At 43.0% G+C, this 19,709-nt stretch carries 15 protein-coding genes; 9 read left to right on the top strand and 6 right to left on the bottom strand.

Translation table 11 applies throughout. The features are described 5' to 3' along the window. Positions 1 to 139: 139 nt before the first annotated feature. The 3 genes from melB (at position 140) to OCU30_RS05030 (ending at position 6,800) form a co-directional block, all read left to right on the top strand. A complete protein-coding gene (melB, locus tag OCU30_RS05020) occupies positions 140 to 1,513 on the top strand; it encodes a melibiose:sodium transporter MelB (protein WP_077313427.1) in 1,374 nt (457 codons plus the stop codon). 82 nt (positions 1,514 to 1,595) lie between these two features. Continuing rightward, entirely contained in the window at positions 1,596 to 4,676 is a 3,081-nt protein-coding gene (locus tag OCU30_RS05025) for a beta-galactosidase (protein WP_077313425.1), read from the top strand. Further along, the gene (locus OCU30_RS05030) at positions 4,677 to 6,800 is read left to right on the top strand and encodes an alpha-galactosidase (protein WP_077313423.1); all 2,124 of its coding nucleotides are present in this window, start codon (positions 4,677 to 4,679) and stop codon (positions 6,798 to 6,800) included. Positions 6,801 to 6,884: 84 nt separating this feature from the next. Here OCU30_RS05030 and OCU30_RS05035 read toward each other — a convergent pair whose 3' ends face one another. Then, on the bottom strand, positions 6,885 to 8,009 hold the full coding sequence (locus OCU30_RS05035; protein ID WP_077313421.1) for a M14 family metallopeptidase: 1,125 nt from the start codon (positions 8,007 to 8,009) through the stop codon (positions 6,885 to 6,887). 220 nt (positions 8,010 to 8,229) lie between these two features. Here OCU30_RS05035 and OCU30_RS05040 point away from each other — a divergent pair, with 220 nt between their 5' ends. Continuing rightward, entirely contained in the window at positions 8,230 to 10,107 is a 1,878-nt protein-coding gene (locus tag OCU30_RS05040) for a sensor domain-containing diguanylate cyclase (RefSeq protein WP_077313420.1), read from the top strand. A gap of 82 nt (positions 10,108 to 10,189) precedes the next feature. Here the strand turns inward: OCU30_RS05040 and pstB are convergent, their stop codons facing one another. From pstB to pstS, 4 genes are all read right to left on the bottom strand, one after another. Further along, positions 10,190 to 11,014 (bottom strand): phosphate ABC transporter ATP-binding protein PstB, encoded by an 825-nt coding sequence (pstB, locus tag OCU30_RS05045; protein ID WP_420856678.1) that lies wholly within the window; start codon positions 11,012 to 11,014, stop codon positions 10,190 to 10,192. Next, complete coding sequence (pstA, locus tag OCU30_RS05050; protein ID WP_077313418.1) at positions 11,014 to 11,856, bottom strand: phosphate ABC transporter permease PstA; 843 nt, start codon at positions 11,854 to 11,856, stop codon at positions 11,014 to 11,016. The genes pstB and pstA overlap by 1 nt, the downstream gene beginning before the upstream one ends. Before the next feature lie 2 nt (positions 11,857 to 11,858). Next, the gene (pstC, locus tag OCU30_RS05055; protein WP_077313416.1) at positions 11,859 to 12,779 is read right to left on the bottom strand and encodes a phosphate ABC transporter permease subunit PstC; all 921 of its coding nucleotides are present in this window, start codon (positions 12,777 to 12,779) and stop codon (positions 11,859 to 11,861) included. Positions 12,780 to 12,852: 73 nt separating this feature from the next. Next, the gene (gene pstS, locus OCU30_RS05060) at positions 12,853 to 13,890 is read right to left on the bottom strand and encodes a phosphate ABC transporter substrate-binding protein PstS (RefSeq protein ID WP_077313414.1); all 1,038 of its coding nucleotides are present in this window, start codon (positions 13,888 to 13,890) and stop codon (positions 12,853 to 12,855) included. A 494-nt stretch (positions 13,891 to 14,384) separates the two neighbouring features. On the opposite strand from pstS, the gene OCU30_RS05065 reads away from it, so the two are divergent. Beyond that, the gene (locus OCU30_RS05065; protein WP_077313413.1) at positions 14,385 to 14,954 is read left to right on the top strand and encodes an LbetaH domain-containing protein; all 570 of its coding nucleotides are present in this window, start codon (positions 14,385 to 14,387) and stop codon (positions 14,952 to 14,954) included. Between the two features lie 55 nt (positions 14,955 to 15,009). On the opposite strand, the gene OCU30_RS05070 is transcribed toward OCU30_RS05065, so the two are convergent. Further along, positions 15,010 to 15,780: a BUD32 family EKC/KEOPS complex subunit gene (locus OCU30_RS05070; RefSeq protein WP_077313411.1), complete on the bottom strand. Its 771-nt coding sequence runs from the start codon at positions 15,778 to 15,780 to the stop codon at positions 15,010 to 15,012. 346 nt (positions 15,781 to 16,126) lie between these two features. Between OCU30_RS05070 and OCU30_RS05075 the strand changes: the two genes are divergently transcribed. The 4 genes from OCU30_RS05075 to OCU30_RS05090 all read left to right on the top strand — a co-directional run bounded on the left by OCU30_RS05075 (position 16,127) and on the right by OCU30_RS05090 (position 19,259). Continuing rightward, positions 16,127 to 16,588, top strand: a complete 462-nt coding sequence (locus OCU30_RS05075; protein ID WP_077313409.1) for an Lrp/AsnC family transcriptional regulator — start codon at positions 16,127 to 16,129, stop codon at positions 16,586 to 16,588. 158 nt (positions 16,589 to 16,746) lie between these two features. Beyond that, positions 16,747 to 17,388, top strand: a complete 642-nt coding sequence (locus OCU30_RS05080; RefSeq protein WP_162494401.1) for a YitT family protein — start codon at positions 16,747 to 16,749, stop codon at positions 17,386 to 17,388. 18 nt (positions 17,389 to 17,406) lie between these two features. Next, a complete protein-coding gene (locus OCU30_RS05085; RefSeq protein WP_261821304.1) occupies positions 17,407 to 18,603 on the top strand; it encodes an amino acid aminotransferase in 1,197 nt (398 codons plus the stop codon). Between the two features lie 185 nt (positions 18,604 to 18,788). Beyond that, entirely contained in the window at positions 18,789 to 19,259 is a 471-nt protein-coding gene (locus tag OCU30_RS05090) for a NanQ anomerase/TabA/YiaL family protein (protein WP_077313407.1), read from the top strand. Positions 19,260 to 19,709 lie beyond the last annotated feature (450 nt).

Below are 19,709 nucleotides of genomic sequence, written 5' to 3' on the forward strand. Positions count from 1 at the left end.
TATTACTAAAATGTGACGCATTTCTTATTTATTATCACTAAGTGTAAACGTTTCCAATGTTAATGGTGTGATCACAGATTTTACTTATAAAGTTTTTATAATACGCCGTAATATAATAAACCTCATAAGGTCCAGAACGATGAACCCTACAACACAAGTACCTTTAAAAACCAAGCTTTCCTATGGGTTGGGCGCATTTGGTAAAGATCTCGCCTGTGCTCCAATTTATATCTTTTTGATGTTCTATTTTACCGATGTCGTCGGGCTACCTGGCGCCTATGTCGGGAGTATTTTTTTAGCCGCACGTATTTTCGATGCGATTACGGATCCTTTGATGGGGGTCGTGGTTGATAATACTCGCTCTCGATTTGGTAAATTTCGCCCTTGGATCGTGATTGGGACATTGATTAATGCTGGGGTGTTACTTGCCTTGTTTAGTACGCATCAGTTTTCCGGTAGTGAAGCTTATGTCTATGCCGCGGCGATTTATATTATCTGGGGATTGACCTATACCATTATGGATATTCCTTTTTGGTCGATGGTTCCAGCGATTTCTGACTCAAGACCAGAACGAGAAAAGTTAGTTGTCTGGCCACGTCTTTTCGCTAGCTTCGCTTGGTTTATTACCGGAAGTTATGGGCTTGCGATTGTGAAAGATCTCGGTAAAGGCGATCAAGGACAAGGGTTCTTTTATGCGGCTTGTATTATCGCTGTATTCTTTATTCTTAGTGCATTTATTACGTTTAAAAATGTGCAAGAGAAAGTACAAGTTTCCGTTTTCACGGAGAAATTTTCTGCAAAAGAAACGTTTTCTATTATCGGTAAAAATGATCAGTTAAAAGCGCTGATCGGTACTGTTTTGTGTTTTCAAATTGCGAATTTGTTGGTGGGTGGCTTTGCTATCTATTACTTTACTTATGCTATCGGTAATGAAGATTTATTTCCGACCTACATGATGGTTGCCGGCGGTGCGGAAGTGGCGGGCGTATTCTTATTCCCGAAATTAGCGTCTATTTTACCGCGTAAAAATCTTTGGGTTATCGCATGTGGTATGCCGATCCTATCTTGTATTGTTTTGTTGGTGATGGGTTTAATTGCACCAGGTAATGTGGTTCTAATCGGTTTAGCCGGCGCGGCGATTAAATTTGGTGTAGGTATTGCCAATGCACTACAAACTGTCATGTTGGCCGATGTAGTTGATTACGGTGAGCATAAAATTGGCCGACGTACCGAAAGTGTTATTTTCTCGGTACAGACAATGCTAGTCAAATTTGCGGGTGCTGCGGGTGCGTTCATTGTCGGTGTTGGCTTGTCTGCGATTGGTTATGTGCCGAATGTTAAACAAACAGCGGACACTATTTTTGGACTTAATCTGATGATGATTGGTTTACCGATATTGTTCATGCTTATTAGTGCGATTATTTATAAACGTTACTATTTCCTACATGATGGATTTACTCCTCCAGAAAAAAATGACACGTCGTCGTCACAGCTACATGCAGCTAACGAGTAATATTACAGTCGAAACCGATATGTTTTTCAAATAGATAAAAGGGAACCTTGTTCCCTTTTTTGTCGTCACAACGAGGTCTTGTATGCGTACATTTCACGATATTATCGCCAGCCAGGATTGGCAAAATCAATGGGTTGTTAAGTTAGGAACCCGCCCCGCACATACGCCGCTGCATCATTACTCCACTGTGTCTGATGCCGTGAATGGCAACAGCAATCGTCACTACCTTAATGGCGAGTGGGCATTCCAATTATTCACCAAACCGCAAGAGGTAGAGGCATCCGTGATTGAATCCAACACGGATTTATCGACGTGGGATACTATCTGTGTACCGAGTAATTGGCAGCTAAAAGGTTTTGATAAACCTATCTATACCAATGTGAAATACCCATTTGTCGATAACGCTCCTTATGTTCCAGAAGATAACCCAACTGGATGCTATGCGCGTGATTTTATGGTTGACGACTTAAACAATGAGGCATTGCGTATTGTATTTGAGGGGGTCAATTCAGCTTTTCATGTATGGTGTAATGGCGTTTGGGTTGGTTATTCACAGGACAGCCGTTTACCCGCAGAGTTTGATCTATCATCTCAAGTACAGCAGGGTCGCAACCGACTTACCGTCATGGTCATGAGATGGAGCGATGGTTCCTACTTAGAAGACCAAGATATGTGGTGGCTTAGCGGTATCTTTCGTGATGTCTATTTATATCGAAAACCGGCTATTGGTATCGAAGATGTGTTCATTAAGCCAAGCCTTGACCGAGAATATGTGGATGGTCACTTAGCGGTGACTACCACATTGAGTCAATGCTCAGCGGTGCATACTGTGACCGTATCTCTGTTTGATCATCATGGGGATGAGGTAGCGACACAGGGAAAGGCGACCCAAAGTACGGCCGCGTTTGATGTGGATGAAAAAGGCGGCTGGAGCGATCGTACTTATCATCAATTGCATGTTACTCGGCCCTTACATTGGACGGCGGAGACTCCCACGCTATATCGTTGTGTGGTGAGCTTGTTAGATGAGGCAGGACACATAATTGATTGTGAAGCTTATAATATTGGTTTTCGCAATGTGGTGATTGAAGATGGCTTATTGAAAGTTAATGGTCAGCCTTTGTTAATTCGTGGTGTTAACCGCCATGAACACGATCCCGTGGCGGGGCATGCTGTTGATGAAGAAAGCATGATTCAAGACATTGTTTTGATGAAACAGCATAATTTTAATGCGGTACGTACTGCCCATTACCCTAACCATCCACGTTGGTATGAGCTTTGTGATCAATATGGGCTGTATGTGGTGGATGAAGCGAATATCGAAACCCATGGGCAATTTCCAATGTGTCGTCTATCCGATGACCCTCAATGGAACTCGGCCTATATGCAGCGCATGATCGGTGTGGTCGAGCGAGACAAAAATCACCCGTCAGTGATTATTTGGTCATTGGGTAATGAGTCCGGTATTGGTTTTAATCATCACGCTATGTACCAGTGGACGAAGCAGCGTGATCCATCGCGGCCAGTGCAATATGAAGGGGGCGGTGCTAATACCGCGGCGACCGATATCATTTGTCCGATGTATGCTCGTGTCGATCAGCATCAAGGCGGGGCGAATCCTAAATATGCCATTAAAGATTGGATTAGCCAGCCGGGTGAGCAGCGACCGTTAATCTTGTGTGAATATGCTCATGCGATGGGCAATAGTTTAGGTAGCTACCATGAGTATTGGGATGCATTTCGCCAATATCCAAGATTACAAGGTGGATTCATTTGGGATTGGGTCGATCAGGGCTTAGAAAAAACAGACGACAATGGCACCTCCTATTGGGCTTATGGTGGCGATTTTGGTGATGATATTAATGACCGTCAGTTTTGTATTAATGGTCTCATTTGGCCAGATAGAACCCCGCACCCTGCGTTAATAGAAGCGAAATATGCACAGCAATTCTATCAAATTCAATACGCTGACGGGCAGTTAGCGATTACCAGTGAACACTTATTTAGCCAAGAAGCCATATTATGTCGTTGGGCATTGCTTAAAGATGGTGTCGAGATAGAGTATGGAGAAACTGCCTTGTCTATTTCACCACTCGATACACACACAATTGCACTTGAATTGTTGCAGCAACATTGGCCGCGAGAAGTACGCTACGACTTGAATGTGGATATTTTATTAGCTAAGCCAACGGCTTGGGCTCATGTCGGGCACAGCTTAGCGCAAGCACAATTTAACTTAAAACCAGCTTATGACGGGTTAAAACCTCAACCTAGTCAGGGTGGTGTGACACTGGCCGAAAACGACACATCTATCACCATCTCCGCTGGTGCCAGTGAGTGGCAATTGAATAAGCACAGTGGCTATTTAACCCATTGGAGTATACAAGGCGAGGAGCAATGGATTGCACCATTACGTGATTGTTTTTATCGTGCTCCCTTGGATAACGATATTGGTACCAGTGAAGTTGACCGCCCCGATCCAAATAGTTGCATGGCGCAATGGAAAGCGGCTGGCTTAGATGCCTTATCGTCGCAATGCACGCATATTGACACGCAGCAAGATGAGCGTGGCGTGCGTATTGCTGTGCAGTTTGCTCACTCTGCGCATGCCGAGGTGGTATTAACCACCTGTTGGACGTATCAGTTCTGTGCTCGTGAACAAATGACCGTGGAGGTGAAAGTACAACGTCAAGCGGCGCTACCTTCTTTAGCCCGTGTTGGCATGCAGGCGGCTGTGCCTTGGCAAGAGACGGTGAGTTGGTTAGGACGAGGGCCACATGAAAATTACCCTGATCGTAAAACCTCTGCGCGTATTGGAAAGTATCAGCGTTCGATCGCCGATATGCACACCCCCTATATATTTCCAACGGACAACGGATTACGTTGTGATACCCAAGAGCTAACGATCGGTGGTTTACAGGTCACAGGTCACTTTCATTTTTCTGTCAGTCAATACAGTCAAACAACCCTAGAGCAAGCCAAGCATACGAATGAACTGGTGTCTGATGAGTATTTGCATGTTCATCTTGATGCTTATCACATGGGGATTGGCGGCGATGATTCTTGGACACCGAGTGTCCATCAAGAATATTTATTGCAAGATACTGGCTATCAGTATCAGTTAACCTTTTCTCCTTTGCATCATCTGATGGAGGAAGCGTAAATGGATACTCAGTTTTATCAGCTTAAAGGTACATGTTCTCAGTTAATTGTGCAGGTCAATGAGGTGGCTGAAATCGTCTATTATGGACGTATTCTTAAAAGCGGCATGGAAGCGGGTAACGCGCTGACGGCGTTGGCTCGGCCGATTCCATATGGCCGATTGGATGACGATATTCCCGTTTCTCTGAATCCGCAGTTAGCACGTGGTCAGTTTGGCTCTCCTGGGTTAGAGGGCCATCGTAATGGCCAACAATGGGCGCCTGAGTTTATCATTACTGCGGTCCACCACACGGAAAGGGAGCTGGTCATAGAGAGCCAAGACCAACGCGCCCAACTCCAGTTATCGGTGTCGGTGACGTTAGATCAACACGATGTTTTGCAAATGCAGCAAACACTGACGAACATAGGCGAGAAAGGCTACAGTGTCACACGCTTGGCCAATACGATACCATTACCGGAAAGAGCCAGTGAAGTGCTGTCGTATTACGGACGATGGGTGAAAGAGTTTCAGCAAACGCGAACGGCATTAACGGCCGGTGGCTTTATCCAGGAAAACCGTCGAGGTCGGACATCTCATGAACACTATCCTGCTTTTATGGTAGGACCGAGCGGATTTAATGACGAGCAAGGAGAAGTGTGGGGCGCGCATTTGGCTTGGAGTGGTAACCATCGTATGAAAGTCGATGTTAAAGCGGATGGGCGACGCGTGGTACAAGCCGAAGCGCTATATTTACCCGGGGAAATCTATTTAGAATCAGATGCCAGCATTACCACGCCGCGACTGTATATGAGTTATAGCGATGCGGGATTGAATGGTATGAGCCAGCAATTTCATAATCATGTGAGACAAGAGATCTTGCAGTCGCGAGTTAGTAAACCGCGTCCTGTGCATTTAAATACTTGGGAAGGTATTTATTTTGATCATGACCCTGATTACATTATGCAAATGGCGACCCAATCTAAAGAAATCGGTGTTGAGCGATTTATTATCGATGACGGTTGGTTTGCTGGGCGTAATGATGATACTTCATCACTCGGTGATTGGTTTATTGATGAAGGTAAGTATCCGCACGGCTTATTACCGCTAATCGAGCATGTCCATAATCTGGGTATGGAGTTTGGCTTGTGGTTTGAACCAGAGATGGTCAATCCGCTATCCGAGTTGTATCGCCGCCACCCCGAATGGGTGTTGGGAGTGGATGGGTATCAGCCACCGACAGGGCGTCATCAATATGTGCTGGATTTACAAAATCCGGCGGTATTTGACTATCTTTATGAACGTTTGGATCATTTTTTATCAACCTATCCGATTGATTACATTAAATGGGATATGAACCGAGAGATTGTTCAACCCGGACATGGTGGTGTTGCTTCAGGTGTTGGACAAGTGAACGCTTACTATGCGTTGCTTGATAAGCTCAATGCAGCTCATCCGCATGTAGAGATTGAATCTTGCGCGGCTGGTGGTGGTCGCATTGACTATGAAGTGTTAACCCGCACGCACCGCTTTTGGACATCGGATAATAATGATGCGTTGGAACGCCAACAAATCCAAAAAGGCTTCAGTTACTTTTTCCCTCCAGAAGTGATGGGGTCACATATAGGTGCGACGCACAGCCATTCCACCAGACGTACTCATGCGATGTCATTACGTGGTATTTCGGCTATTTTCGGCCATATGGGATTGGAGCTCGATCCTGTTAAAGCCTCTCGCGAAGAAAAAGCCGCATTTCATTACTATGTCGAATTGCATAAACAGTGGCGCGATATGTTACATCATGGAGTTACGTATCGCTTAAATTTGGATGATGCACAGCAACAGCAAGGTGTTGTGGTAGTGGCAAAGGATAAATCACAAGCGTTAATGGCTATTACGCAGCTCGGTATGGGAACATATTCCTTATCGGGTCGATTACGAATCCCTGGTTTAGAACCTGAGAAACACTACCAGATCACGTTGATTGATGCGCCGCAGGGGGTCAACGATATTGTTAATCGTCAGCCACAGTGGATGCAAGAAACGGTCACCTTAAGTGGTGAGTGGCTCTGTCATGTAGGGATTGCTATGCCGCTATTCGATCCAGAAACCGCCGTCTTGATTGGACTGCAGCACATCGTGAGTTAACGATTTAAGCGGTGAAGAGAATAGTAAGGCCAATACGGTAACGTATTGGCCTTTTTACCACATAAAGATTAACGTTGGCGTTATTTACAAATGATCAACGACTTGCAAGATAGCCGCTAGCGTATCTTCACCAAAAGCAACACTGCGCTCAGGGCTCCATCCATAAAGCTCATCAGGGTGATTAGCGTTATCTTTAAATGGCATCTCAATGGTGTAAGCTAGAGTTTTAAAACGCTCACCCACCCAATTAGAACCGACGGTTAGATTCGCACTGCCCGGCGCATCTTTGTCATAACCGTACTCGTCTTGAAATTCCGGAGTAATGGTCATCAGCGCTTGTTTAAACTGAGTTTCCAGCTGCGCGATATGCTCGTCATAGCTCGGAATTCCCTCGCTACCAGAGACGAAGTTATAAGGCAGGGCTTCATCACCATGAATATCTAAGAACATATCCAAGCCTGTTTGCTCCATCCGTTCGCGCACGTAGTAAACCTCTGGGCTACGCTCTAAGCTGGGCGTTTGCCATTCTCGGTTTAAGTTTGTGCCAATGGCATTCGTGCGTAAGTGGCCGCGAACACTGCCATCTGGATTCATATTCGGTACTAAATAGAACGTTGCTTTGTCTAAAAGAGCACGTGCCGCGGTATCGGTATCATCGAGTAAGCGTTCGATCAATCCTTCCATGAACCACTCAGCCATCGTTTCTCCTGGGTGTTGACGAGCTGTGATCCAAATACGCTTTTTAGTCTCACTCGGCTCACCGATAGTCAATAAGCTCATGTCATGACCATCGAGTGTTTGTCCTAGAGTTTCTAAGCGGCACAAATAGTGGGTTTGGGCTTGATGTAGCAAATCGAGATGGCGTTGATATGAGTAGGGGGCAAAATAAGCAAAGTACATGGAGTCACATTCAGGTATCGCGGTGAAACTTAATGTATCGCCATCAAATTGCGCTGGAATACGAAACCACTCTTGTCGATCGTAAGAAGCAACCACATCGTAATCTTGCCAACCCTCTGGATACGCAGATTCTTTCAACCCTGTAATGGTAATCGAATGTTCTTTTTGTGATTCACTTTCTAAACGAAAGTGGAACCATTGAGAGAACTCTGATTGGTTATCGTTAGGAATCGACAATTGAATATCGTCGCGAGTGTGCGCTTGAATAACGTGTATATTACCGCTGTCAAAGTTACTAAATATTTTCATGATCGCTATTGAGGTCAATGAGTGTCTTTTGACGATATCAAGTTTACACGGGGAATAAAAGTCAGGACAGTACAAGCTGAGCACGAAAAGTTACCGTCATCCCCTTTACTTTCTGGAAGCGATTCATGAATCATCATAATTATGCATGTTGTTTTCATGCACTTCATTGCTTTGCTGCTAAGCTTATTGAGTATAACGTGAGATTTGAAAGGGAAGTCATGTGGTAAAAGAGCGCGTGTATTGGAAGTTTATTGGCTATTTCGTTGTGTTTGGGGTGTCAGTCCTATCGTTTTCCTTGTATTTACTCGATAACTTCTTTGACCAACTACAGCAGCAATCTATTGCCGAAAGTACCGAATTTCAGCAACGCCGAGCTGACTCAACGTTAGATTATTTTACTCAATCAGCTCTACGTTCTATCGATAATGTGAATAGCAATCAATGGTTGTTGCAAGATACAGCAGACAGCGTTGAACACGTGACGCCTAAGCTCGAAAGATGGATGTTTGGGGTAATCAGTGCCTCTAAAGCCAATTATCGCATTGAATATTACGATACGAATGGACGGGTTCAAGAGGCCATGTATGTAGATAAGCGTAATCGCTTAGTCCTTGATACTGAGTCAAAAGGTATCAAGCGTATTACTCCGAATGAGTGGCCAATGAGCACAAGCACCCCACATTTGGCTCAGTTATCTTCGATAAGACATTCCAGTTACTACCGGCTTGATGACCAGCCAGATATCCCGTTAGTTTTGGGTGTTGTGCCTATCTATAATGATAAGACTCTCTCAGGGTATATCGGGTTATTTGTTAACATGACGTTACCTCTTAAAGTGCTGACGACGAATGCGCAGCTTGATCTTTTTTTAGTGGCAAGTAATGGCGATATTATTGCTTCTTCACACACTCCAGCATCGCAAGCAGACAATCAACCTTATCCTTTTACTTTGCAGCATACTTTTAATATTGTTGATATCAATGCCAGTAAAGAATTGCAGGAGCATCAACTCACTCGCTATAAACTACGCATGATTCGTAGTCGGGACAGTATTAGTCTTTATAGCCGCCCTAATGATCACTTTTTGAATGCAAAAGCGGAAGAAAGATCCGCCTATCTCGCTAAAATGATCTCGTTAGTGTTGGTTTTTTCAATTCTTTTTGGTTCATTTCTTGCGGTGAAACCGTCGCGGATGATCTCGCGTTTAAAACGTGTCTCAAAAGAGCGCGATCAATATTTAAAAATTATGGATCAATCAGTGCCAGTGCTGAAAACCGATCTCACAGGAAATATCACAGAAGTAAACAGTGCGTTTAGTTTATTAAGTGGTTATTACGATAGAGAGTTGATTGGTAAAACAGCCGATGTGCTTAGCTTCAATCCCGAAGAAGTGAATCATGATGAGATGTGGGAAGTGCTCCAAGCCGGGTTATCATGGCAAGGCGAATTTCATAACATCAGTAAGTCGGGTCATGAGTTTTGGTTATTTAGTACGATATTACCCATTTATGAATATGGAAAGCTCAGTGGTTACATGGCCGTTTCTTCAGATAAAACAGAAAAAAAACAAATCGAACTCATGGCTGAAATGGATTCACTTACCAAAATTTATAATCGCGCTAAAATCGATAAGTGTTTAGCTCAAGAGCAAGAGCGAGCTCGCCGTTATGGTTCTAAGTTTTCGGTAATTATGCTTGATGTGGATTTTTTCAAATCGGTTAATGATACATATGGTCATCTGGTCGGCGATAAAGTGCTTTATCAACTGGCTATCATGCTCAATACCAATACTCGCACCGTGGATGAAGTTGGGCGTTGGGGCGGCGAAGAGTTTATGATCGTCTGTCCGGAAACTGCGCTTAACGAGGCGGAACATGTGGCCGAAAAACTTAGACAAGCGGTGGAAAGTTATGATTTTCCGGATGTTGGGACCATTACTGTGAGTTTAGGTATTGCTATGTATACAGGTAATGAAGATCTGAAACGTGTACTGGCGGAGGCCGATGCGTATTTGTATGAAGCAAAACGGCTCGGGCGTAACCGTATTGCTAGCCGCTTATCTAATATTGTACCGTTAAATAAAACGATGCGGTTTTAAGTCTTTATCAGCCTTGCTGATACAAGAAAAAAGCACCGATTGCTCGGTGCTTTTTTATTAGCCAATTTATGAGGGGCAGTTATTAACCAAATTCGCCGCCAACATATTCAGCTGTCATGGTTTGATCAGGGTTCTCAAACACTTTCTTGGTTGGATTAAATTCAATCAGCTTACCTAAGTGCATAAAGGCTGTGTAGTCTGAGATACGCTTTGCTTGTTGCATATTGTGAGTCACGATGACGATAGTGAAATCGCGACGTAACTTCGTAATCAACTCTTCAATACCCTGTGTTGCGATAGGGTCAAGTGCAGAAGTCGGTTCATCCATCAGTAATACTTCTGGTTGTAGCGCGATAGAGCGAGCAATACACAGACGTTGCTGTTGTCCACCCGATAAACCCGAAGCGTCAGTATGTAATTTGTCTGATACTTCTTTCCATAGGCGAGCTTGTTCCAATGCTAGCTGGACACGTTCATCCATCTCTTTTTTCGATAGGCTTTCTTTTAAGCGAATACCGAAAGCAATATTTTCATAAATGCTCATTGGAAACGGGGTCGGTTTTTGGAAAATCATGCCTACATCGCCACGCAGGGCATTTAAATCACACTGTTTGTCTAAGATGTTTTTACCATCTAGCTTAATGATCCCTTTTGCTGATTGTTTTGGGTACAGCTTGTAGATGCGGTTCATAGTACGTAAAAGCGTTGATTTACCACAACCCGATGGACCGATGATTGCGGTTACACGATTCTTATAAATAGGCATATTCACATCAAACAGTGCTTGCTTATTTTCTCCGTAGAAAAAATTAAGACCTTCCACACTCATGCGTGTTTCGGATTCAACGTTATGAGTTTCAGATTCCATAGCAGGAGTCATAGTATTGGGTTCAACAAACGAGGACATCATAGTTTCCGCCTATTTAGTAATGATGGAATGGAACGAGAGATAATATTAAGCGCAAGGATACTTGTGGTGATGATCAGGGCACCAGTCCAAGCGAGATCGTTCCATGTTTCATAAGGGCTCATCGCCAAGTTGTAAATCGTCACAGGTAAGTTGGCCATTGGACCAGACATATCCCAAGACATAAAAGAGTTGCTCAGTGCAGTGAATAGTAATGGGGCAGTTTCACCTGCGATACGTGCAAAGGACAGTAAGATTCCGGTAATGATCCCGGCACCAACACTTTTGTAGCTGAGTGCGGTGGTCACTTTCCATAATGGTGCGCCAATACCTGCGCCCGCTTCCCGCAGACTAGGTGGGACGAGCTTGAGCATTTCTTCCGTGGTGGAAATGATCATGGGTAAGGCAATAATTGCCAATGAAATCGCACCAGCCCAACCTGAGAAGTGATGAAACGGCGCGACAAAGAGTAAGTAGACGAATAAACCAATCAAAATCGATGGTGAAGACATCAACATACCGTTCATAAAGCGAATGGTGTCTGCAACTTTTGAATCACGTCCAAATTCTGCAAGCCAAGTTCCAGCTAATACACCGATTGGAATGGCAATTAAAATGCCCATCAAGCTTATCATTAACGAACCGACAATCGCATTGGCTAGACCACCGCCTGAATCTCCAGGAGCGGGGACAGATTCTACAAAGACGTCTAGAGACAGCGCGTTAGTACCTTTTTCAATCAAGCTATACATGATTGCCGCGAGGATGAATAGACCGATACCGGTTGCCAAATAGCAGGCGGCTTTAAAAAGCCAGTTTTTTACTTGTCTGCTTTTTTTCATGATTAAGCCCTACCTTTACGTAACTGAATTCGGGCATAACCCATCACAAAAAACGTCACAACAAACAGTACCAGTCCAAGCGCGAGTAGTGATGACATTTTTAGTCCATCCGCTTCATTGAATTGGTTAGCAATGGTTGACGAAATTGAGGTAGCCGGCATAAAGAGTGATGAACTCACGTTTTGCGAATTACCAATTACGAAAGTGACGGCCATCGTCTCGCCGAGGGCGCGCCCCAGTGCCAAGATAAAGGCACCAAAAATAGAACTCTTAATCGAGGGTAATAATACCTTAGTGATGACTTCGAATGTATTCGCACCAATCCCGTAAGATGACTCGCGTAATACATTAGGGACGGTTTTCAGCGCATCTTTAATTAATGCGGTCAATATCGGCAAAATCATAAACGCAAGAATGATACCTGCGGTTAACAAGCCCTGACCAAGTGGTGCGCCACCAAATAAAGTTCCAATTACGGGAATCCCACTGAAATGCTCAAGCATCCAAAGCTGTGGACCGTTGGCAAACCACGGCGCAAATACAAATAAGCCCCACATACCATAAATAATACTTGGTACCGCTGACAGTAGCTCTATGGCGATACTCACAGGGTAAGAAATCCATTTCGGCATTAATTCCGAAAGTGTAATAGCGATAGCAATGCCTACTGGTGTGGCGAGTATTACAGCAATAAGAGAGGAAACTAAGGTGCCATATAAAGCATTACCTGCACCAAAGACAAAGTTAATCGGATCCCAACGGGTACTAAAAATAAAGTTAAAACCGAATTCTTTAATGGCTGGCATAGCGCCCCCAACAAGGGTCGCAAAAATAGCTGCCATCGTGATGGTAACCAAGAAAGCACTGAAAAAGCTTCCTTGTTTAAAGCATCGGTCATAAGTCGCGTGAGTAGCAATCACAATACATTACCATTTATTGAATATGGAATAAGACCTCTGACACAGTCAGAGGTCCACTTGTCGTTATGAGGTTCAATTAGTAAACGGCTTTGCCATTTGCTTTGATGTCTTTCGACCACATATCTTCAACCATTGAAACAACTGACTTAGGCATTGGAACGTAACCAAGTGATGAAGCTAATTCACCATGATTGTAGCCCCAGTTAAAGAACTTAAGCACTTCTTTTGCGTTGTCAGCGTTCGCTTGATCTTTATACATTAGGATAAAGGTCGCGGCAGTCATCGGCCAAGATTCAGCGCCTGGCTGATTATTCAGGTCAATAGCAAAACCTGGTGCTGATTTCCAATCTGCGTTTGCGGCAGCCGCTTGGAAAGATTTTAGCGTTGGTTCAACATAGTGACCGGCTTTGTTTTTCATAGCGGTGTAAGTCAGGTTGTTCTGTTCTGCGTACGCATACTCAACATAACCAACGGCGCCTGGAGTACGTTTTACTAAGTTAGCAACACCAGCATTACCTTTACCGCCTAAGTTGGTTGCTGCTTTTGGCCAAACGACTTCTTTTCCTTGACCTACTTGCGTTTTCCAATCTGAGTTAACTTTTGATAGGTAACCCGTGTAGTTGTACGAGGTACCAGACGCGTCAGAGCGGTGAACGGTTACGATAGGTTGGTGTGGTAGAGAGAGAGAAGAGTTATCCGCTTTGACTTCTTTTGCATCCCAGTACTTCACTTTACCTAGGTAGATATCAGCAAGAAGTTTACCCGAAATACGGAGTTCTCCTGGTGCAATACCTTTTACGTTAACAACTGGAACGATAGATCCCATGACTGCTGGGAACTGAGTCAGACCGATTTTTTCTAACTGTTTTTCACTTAGAGGCGCATCCGATGCACCGAAGTCGACTGTTTTTGCAGAAATCTGTTTAATGCCACCGCCTGAACCGATTGCTTGGTAGTTCAGTTTAATGCCTGTTTCTGATTTGTATTCCTTTGCCCATTTCATATAAACAGGATATGGGAATGTGGCACCTGCGCCATTGATTGTAGTATCGGCAAATGCGCTAGCTGATAACACAGATAATGAAGCAGCAGCTAAGACAGCGAGTTTTTTCATTTTTGAATCCCTAAAAGAAAAGATGACTTGTTGTTTCGAGATAGGATGTTAAGAGCATCGATAGGGGTTGAAAAGCGTCATTTTTAAATATAACTTTCCAAAAATGGGGGTCTATTTTGCTAAAAATGACATATTAATGTCATATTAATCGTGTATTTAACGAGGGGTTTTAATAGGTAGAGTAAGTCCTATTTCTCACTGTGATAGGTAGTGGCTATATTGTGTAATATTAGTGTCATGTTCGTGACACATAAGATTCTTATTCTTTTTGAGTGTTTTTTGACCACTTAATATCATGTCGATAGATCCGAGGTTATTAGGATATTTTCTCTCTATTGGATACCGCTGATGTATCGCGACGTGAACCTTAAACGAGCTGTTGGCCCCCGTGAAATGACGATATTCAGTAATTTCTTTATTAGCGATTGATACTTAAAGGGCGAGCTTGTTAGAGTGAATAGTAACCCTAGACCATGAAATAAAAAGGCACGTTTATGACTCAGTATGATGCGCACTCTCTCCATGATTTATATAGTAGTCTAAATTGCGATCTCAACTATCTGCAGTGCACCGTTCAGCAGCGCTTACATCAACTGAATCAGTTATCTAAAGATGAGGTAGAGCAACGCTATCAATGGATACAAACCATTGTCGCTGAGTGCCCAAGTCCAATCAGCGTAGGGGAAGGGTTTTGGTGTGATTTTGGTTTTAATGTTTATTTTGCTGGCGAGGCTTGTATCGGTCAAGACTGTATTATGTACGATAGTGAAGAGATACATATTGGACAGAATGTAACACTTGGTGATCACGTGTGTTTAGCATGTTCAGGGCATTCATTGGTGGTCAATGAAAAACGTCATGCTCTGGCTTACGCAAAACCCATTTGCGTTAAAGCACACTCGGTTATCGAACAACACTGCACTATCATGGGAGGCGTCACTATTGGTAGAAATACTCACATTCTGAGTGGCTCGGTGGTGACAGAATCTATCCCTGATAATGTCGTCGCCAGTGGTAACCCATGTCGTATACTATCTACCCATACAACTGGCTCAATAAGCTAATACTAGTGCCGTGTTTAAAATGCAGTTTATATCATCAATGCCACAAGAATGTGCACTAGTAAAAAGAAGACACTGTATCGTGTTGTTGATGTTTTGCTGCTTCAAAGTCAGCTAGTAAACTGCGCAGTTCTAAGAGTTGCGCTGATAAGCGGTTACGGCGAAATGTCAGAATTAGCTTACCGATCCAACCGATACGACCTAATGTTGATTCAATCAGCTGAAACGTTTTGTCAGTGCCTTCACCAAATTCTTGGTACCAATGAATCAGAGCGGCCAAGCGCTGTTCTTGAGTGACAGATTTTAAGCGATAAGAGTCCAACAAAAATAAAAGAAAATCGCGCGCGCGCAAAGTGGGGTTGTTAGACAGTCTTGCTTCTTCAAAATCTAAAAAAGTCACAGCGCCATTGTCGTTTACTACGATATCTCGCATAGCTGGCCTGCCGTGGATGACCCCTTTTCTATGAAATTGGCCCAAAGTCGCCACCGCTTTTTTGAATAATTCTGGATGCAGTGATGGATTTGCTCGGTGTAATGGCTCACCAGCATTTTTAGTGACAAAGAACGAGCGCCCTTTAAATACAACTTCAGGGATGGGTAAATGCTGTTCATTTGCATATTCTAAAATCGATACTTCCTTATTAAAACGCTCCTTAGGCGATAACCCGCTTGTCAACGACAGGTGAGATAGGCCTTTTTGGTGATTCAAATAAAAGTTGATCGTCTTATTTAGAACGTTACGTTTGTCTTCACCACATTTCTTCAACCAATAGATGGTATCTGATTGCTCTATCATGTGGACAAAAACATCACTGTGCTTGTTACTCATGGAATCCTCAAGTGTACCTGTTCTTTACTAATTAATTGTACACTGTTCATCATACGTGTGCAGCATTGTGAAATAAATTTTAAACAGTTTTGTCATCGTTATGTTAAAAAGGGGGCTTGAGAAGCGTAACTCTATGTAAAGATGGCACAATATCACAGTCAATAGCGGATAAGTCAGTGTAAATAGACGATAAAAGTGGGCATAACGACGGGGTCGCACAAGAGAGATATACAACTCGTTGAAATGAGAGGTGGGCTGTTAACAATCTTGCATTCTTATAGACACTATCGTCTAATCAAAGATGACTTTAACTGTATTGATACGACTGACTAAACAGGGATGGATTATGAGTAACGATCAATTGGATCACCATGACGTAAAAATTCTCACGTTACTACAAGAGAACGGACGCTTAACCAGCCAAGAGCTGAGTGAGTTGGTCGGGCTTTCGGCTTCACAATGCTCTCGCCGCCGTATCCATTTAGAGCAGCACCAATTTATTTTAGGTTATCAAGCTCGTTTGGCGCCCGCCGCGCTTAAACAAGAAGTGGTTGCCATGGTGGAAGTAAAGTTGCTCAGTCATGAAGAAGATAAGGCTCAACGATTTTTAGATTATATTCATCAGGAACCGGCCATATTTGACGCGTATAAAACGACAGGAGATGGCGACTATTCATTACGTTGTGTTGTATCGGACTTACCTAACTTAAATGAATTGATTAATCGCATCTTCAATACAAAACTCATCGCGCATATAAAAACGTCGGTTGTTTTGGATCGTGTAAAAGAGAACGGTATTGCGATCTAAATTGCGAATATTGTGCATTTCAATAGAAAATATAGTCAGTCAATGCATGATATTGGTATTTTTTGTGTTATTTATGCATTTTTACTTGATTTTGAGCGGCGCTACTGTTTAATTGTGGCTATATCTAAGTTGCATAAGACTGTCACAAGGAAAGTATCATGTCTGACGTTATTGATGCCGAGCAATCGTCTCCGGCTAAAACTCCCGCTATAATTCACCACCGCTGGTTTGAAGATGTTATTGCCATGCTTATGGGCGCTAATTTAGTCGCGCTTGGCGTATTGTTCCTAAATCAAATGGGAATGATCACTGGAGGCACCGCAGGGTTATCGCTGTTTTTGCATTACAAGTTTGGCGTGCAATTTGGCACTATTTTCTTTCTGATTAACTTACCCTTCTATTATCTTGCCATTCGTCGTATGGGCTGGGAATTTTCAATCAAAACCTTTATAGCCGTCGCTATGGTGTCGTTTTTCTCTAACATACAAAACCAATTTATTCACATTGAGTATTTACAACCTATCTATGCAGCCTTGTTTGGTGGGTGTTTGTTTGGTGCTGGCTTTATTATTTTATTCCGCCATAAAGCGAGCTTAGGTGGCTTTAATATACTCGCGCTGTTCATTCAAGATCGTACTGGCCTAAGAGCTGGCTGGTTACTCATGGCGTGCGATGTGGTTATTATGTTAGTTTCTCTCTCTGTCATTAGCACATATGAGCTCGTGTTATCGATTATCTGTGGGCTGATGCTTAATCTTATTATTGCGTTGAATCATCGCAAAGACCGCTATACCGTTTAGTCAACAAGGAGTATGACTGTGTTTAATCATGTACCGCCCTATGCGGGCGACCCAATTTTATCATTGATGGAATTATTTTTTGCTGATGAAACGGCGGATAAAGTTAACCTGAGTATCGGCCTTTATTATGATGATAAAGGCAGCATTCCGACGCTAGACTCGGTTCGTGAAGCGACTCAGAATTATCAAAACCAACCGGAAGAGCCGTGTGTTTATTTACCAATGGACGGCACGGCTGATTATAAAGCTGCCGTGCAATCGCTGGTCTTTGGTGAAGACAGTCAGGCTTTGAAGGACAATCGTATCGCCACGCTCCATACGTTAGGTGGCTCGGGGGCGTTAATGATTGGCGGTGACTTTCTAAAAAGTTATTACCCGCAATCAAAAGTGTTTGTGAGTGATCCTACTTGGGAAAATCATCATGCGATTTTTAAAGGGGCGGGGTTCGAAGTCGACACTTATCCTTATTTTGATGAGCAAACCAAACTGCTTAATTTTGATGGTATGTTATCTGCGTTATCAGAATTACCTGCGCAGAGTATTGTGCTACTCCATCCTTGTTGCCATAACCCAACGGGGGTCGATTTAACCCCGACTCAGTGGGATCAAGTAATTGATGTTTTGGCTAAGCGTGAGTTGATTCCTTTTTTCGATATGGCATACCAAGGGTTTGCGGAAGGAGTGGACGAAGATGCTTATGCTATTCGAGCAATGGCACAGCGTACTGATATGACATTCCTTGTGAGTAATTCATTCTCAAAAACATTGTCATTATATGCAGAACGCGTTGGTGGTTTATCTATTGTATGTGCTGATGATAAAGTCGCGACCAATGTGCTGGGTCAGTTGAAAGCCGCGGTGCGTCGTAACTACTCAAGTCCTGCTAAATACGGCTCAAAATTGGTGTCAGGTGTCTTAAATACCGGCTTAAAAGAGCAATGGTTAGAAGAAGTAGATACAATGAAAATGCGCATGGCAAATATGCGTAGTGCCTTGTTTGAACGCTTGCTTGATTTATGTCCTGAGAAAGATTTTAGTTACTTAATTAAACAAAAAGGCATGTTTAGTTATACGGGCTTTACGCAGACTCAAGTAGATTTACTGCGCGAAGAGCACGCCATATATCTAATCGCTAGCGGCCGTATGTGTGTCGCGGGTTTAAATGAGAATAATATTGAAAAAGTAGCAGAAGCTTTTGCCGCGGTTAGTAAATAACAGACGCTAACAGTGGGGCTTTAGTTCTTAAGTGAAAGGTGAGGAGGTTCCTCACCTTTTTTTGTTTGCTTTTTGCGCAATAAAATATTTATCGACCAATTTTGCATAACCTACCATTTTAAATCAGTTTACCCCATAACAGGGAACCGCTAGAATGCCCGCATATATCCACTAAAGGAGCCTATATGTATATTGGCAATGTAAATGAATTATCATTTACTCAAGTGTTACACCCTAAAATTCGTGAAATTTTTTCCACGGTACAAGCCTGCTTAGAAACTTCTACAGCAGAAGGTCGATATGAAGTTGAAGGTGATAACGCTTTCTTTATGGTTGTGAGTGATCATACTCATCCAGGAGATGAACGTATCCCAGAATGCCATCGTCAATATCTTGATATACAATGGTTACTTGAAGGTGACGAAAGCTACGGTGTTGGCATTGAAACTTTCCAAAACATCGATGATGATCAGTTCGACGAAAAAGATATCGCTTTTAGTCGTCAAGTTAAAGATGAGCGATATGTGACGCTCAGTCGCGGCGATTTTATTGTTTTTTATCCAGGTCAGCCACATCGTCCACTGGTCGCGCCTCATGATATGCCTGGGCCAATCAAAAAAGTCATTGTAAAAATCAACAAAGATATTTTGCAATAACTCGCAAATATGAGCTGAAAAACGTGATAAGCTGAGATTAGCGGATCAGGATTGCTTGATTGACTAATGACGTTCTAAACAACAGTTATCTTTAATGATTTTTCAGTTCATTTTAATTACCCCCGTTACATAGCCTCACTATTCACTATTCACTATTCACTATTCATTATCGTTTATGTCTTATTTACCTTACTCGTTGTTTTCTAGGTAACGTATGGGATTAACTATGCCTGCCACGTTTTATGGTATGTCTATACTGTCAGCTAGTTTGAGCACGTTTTCCAACAGGTGGAAAAGTCTCTCACTATCGCAAAATTATTGAGGCTTCTTGTTAGCACTTTTTACTTTTCTATCAGCTAATTATGTCGCTGCTACATTATTAACCCTGTTTTTTGTCTGTGTTTAATTGTGCAAACTTACGCTATGCTTCGCCGCGAATTTAAATTGAGC

This window comes from Vibrio palustris (assembly GCF_024346995.1).
Lineage (GTDB): Bacteria > Pseudomonadota > Gammaproteobacteria > Enterobacterales > Vibrionaceae > Vibrio > Vibrio palustris.

Coding starts and splice junctions, on each gene's coding strand:
- melB (WP_077313427.1), top strand. CDS start 140: ATGAACCCTACAACACAAGTACCTTTAAAAACCAAGCTTTCCTATGGG.
- OCU30_RS05025 (WP_077313425.1), top strand. CDS start 1,596: ATGCGTACATTTCACGATATTATCGCCAGCCAGGATTGGCAAAATCAA.
- OCU30_RS05030 (WP_077313423.1), top strand. CDS start 4,677: ATGGATACTCAGTTTTATCAGCTTAAAGGTACATGTTCTCAGTTAATT.
- OCU30_RS05035 (WP_077313421.1), bottom strand. CDS start 8,009: ATGAAAATATTTAGTAACTTTGACAGCGGTAATATACACGTTATTCAA.
- pstB (WP_420856678.1), bottom strand. CDS start 11,014: ATGTCCTCGTTTGTTGAACCCAATACTATGACTCCTGCTATGGAATCT.
- pstA (WP_077313418.1), bottom strand. CDS start 11,856: ATGAAAAAAAGCAGACAAGTAAAAAACTGGCTTTTTAAAGCCGCCTGC.
- pstS (WP_077313414.1), bottom strand. CDS start 13,890: ATGAAAAAACTCGCTGTCTTAGCTGCTGCTTCATTATCTGTGTTATCA.
- OCU30_RS05065 (WP_077313413.1), top strand. CDS start 14,385: ATGACTCAGTATGATGCGCACTCTCTCCATGATTTATATAGTAGTCTA.
- OCU30_RS05070 (WP_077313411.1), bottom strand. CDS start 15,780: ATGAGTAACAAGCACAGTGATGTTTTTGTCCACATGATAGAGCAATCA.
- OCU30_RS05075 (WP_077313409.1), top strand. CDS start 16,127: ATGAGTAACGATCAATTGGATCACCATGACGTAAAAATTCTCACGTTA.
- OCU30_RS05080 (WP_162494401.1), top strand. CDS start 16,747: ATGTCTGACGTTATTGATGCCGAGCAATCGTCTCCGGCTAAAACTCCC.
- OCU30_RS05090 (WP_077313407.1), top strand. CDS start 18,789: ATGTATATTGGCAATGTAAATGAATTATCATTTACTCAAGTGTTACAC.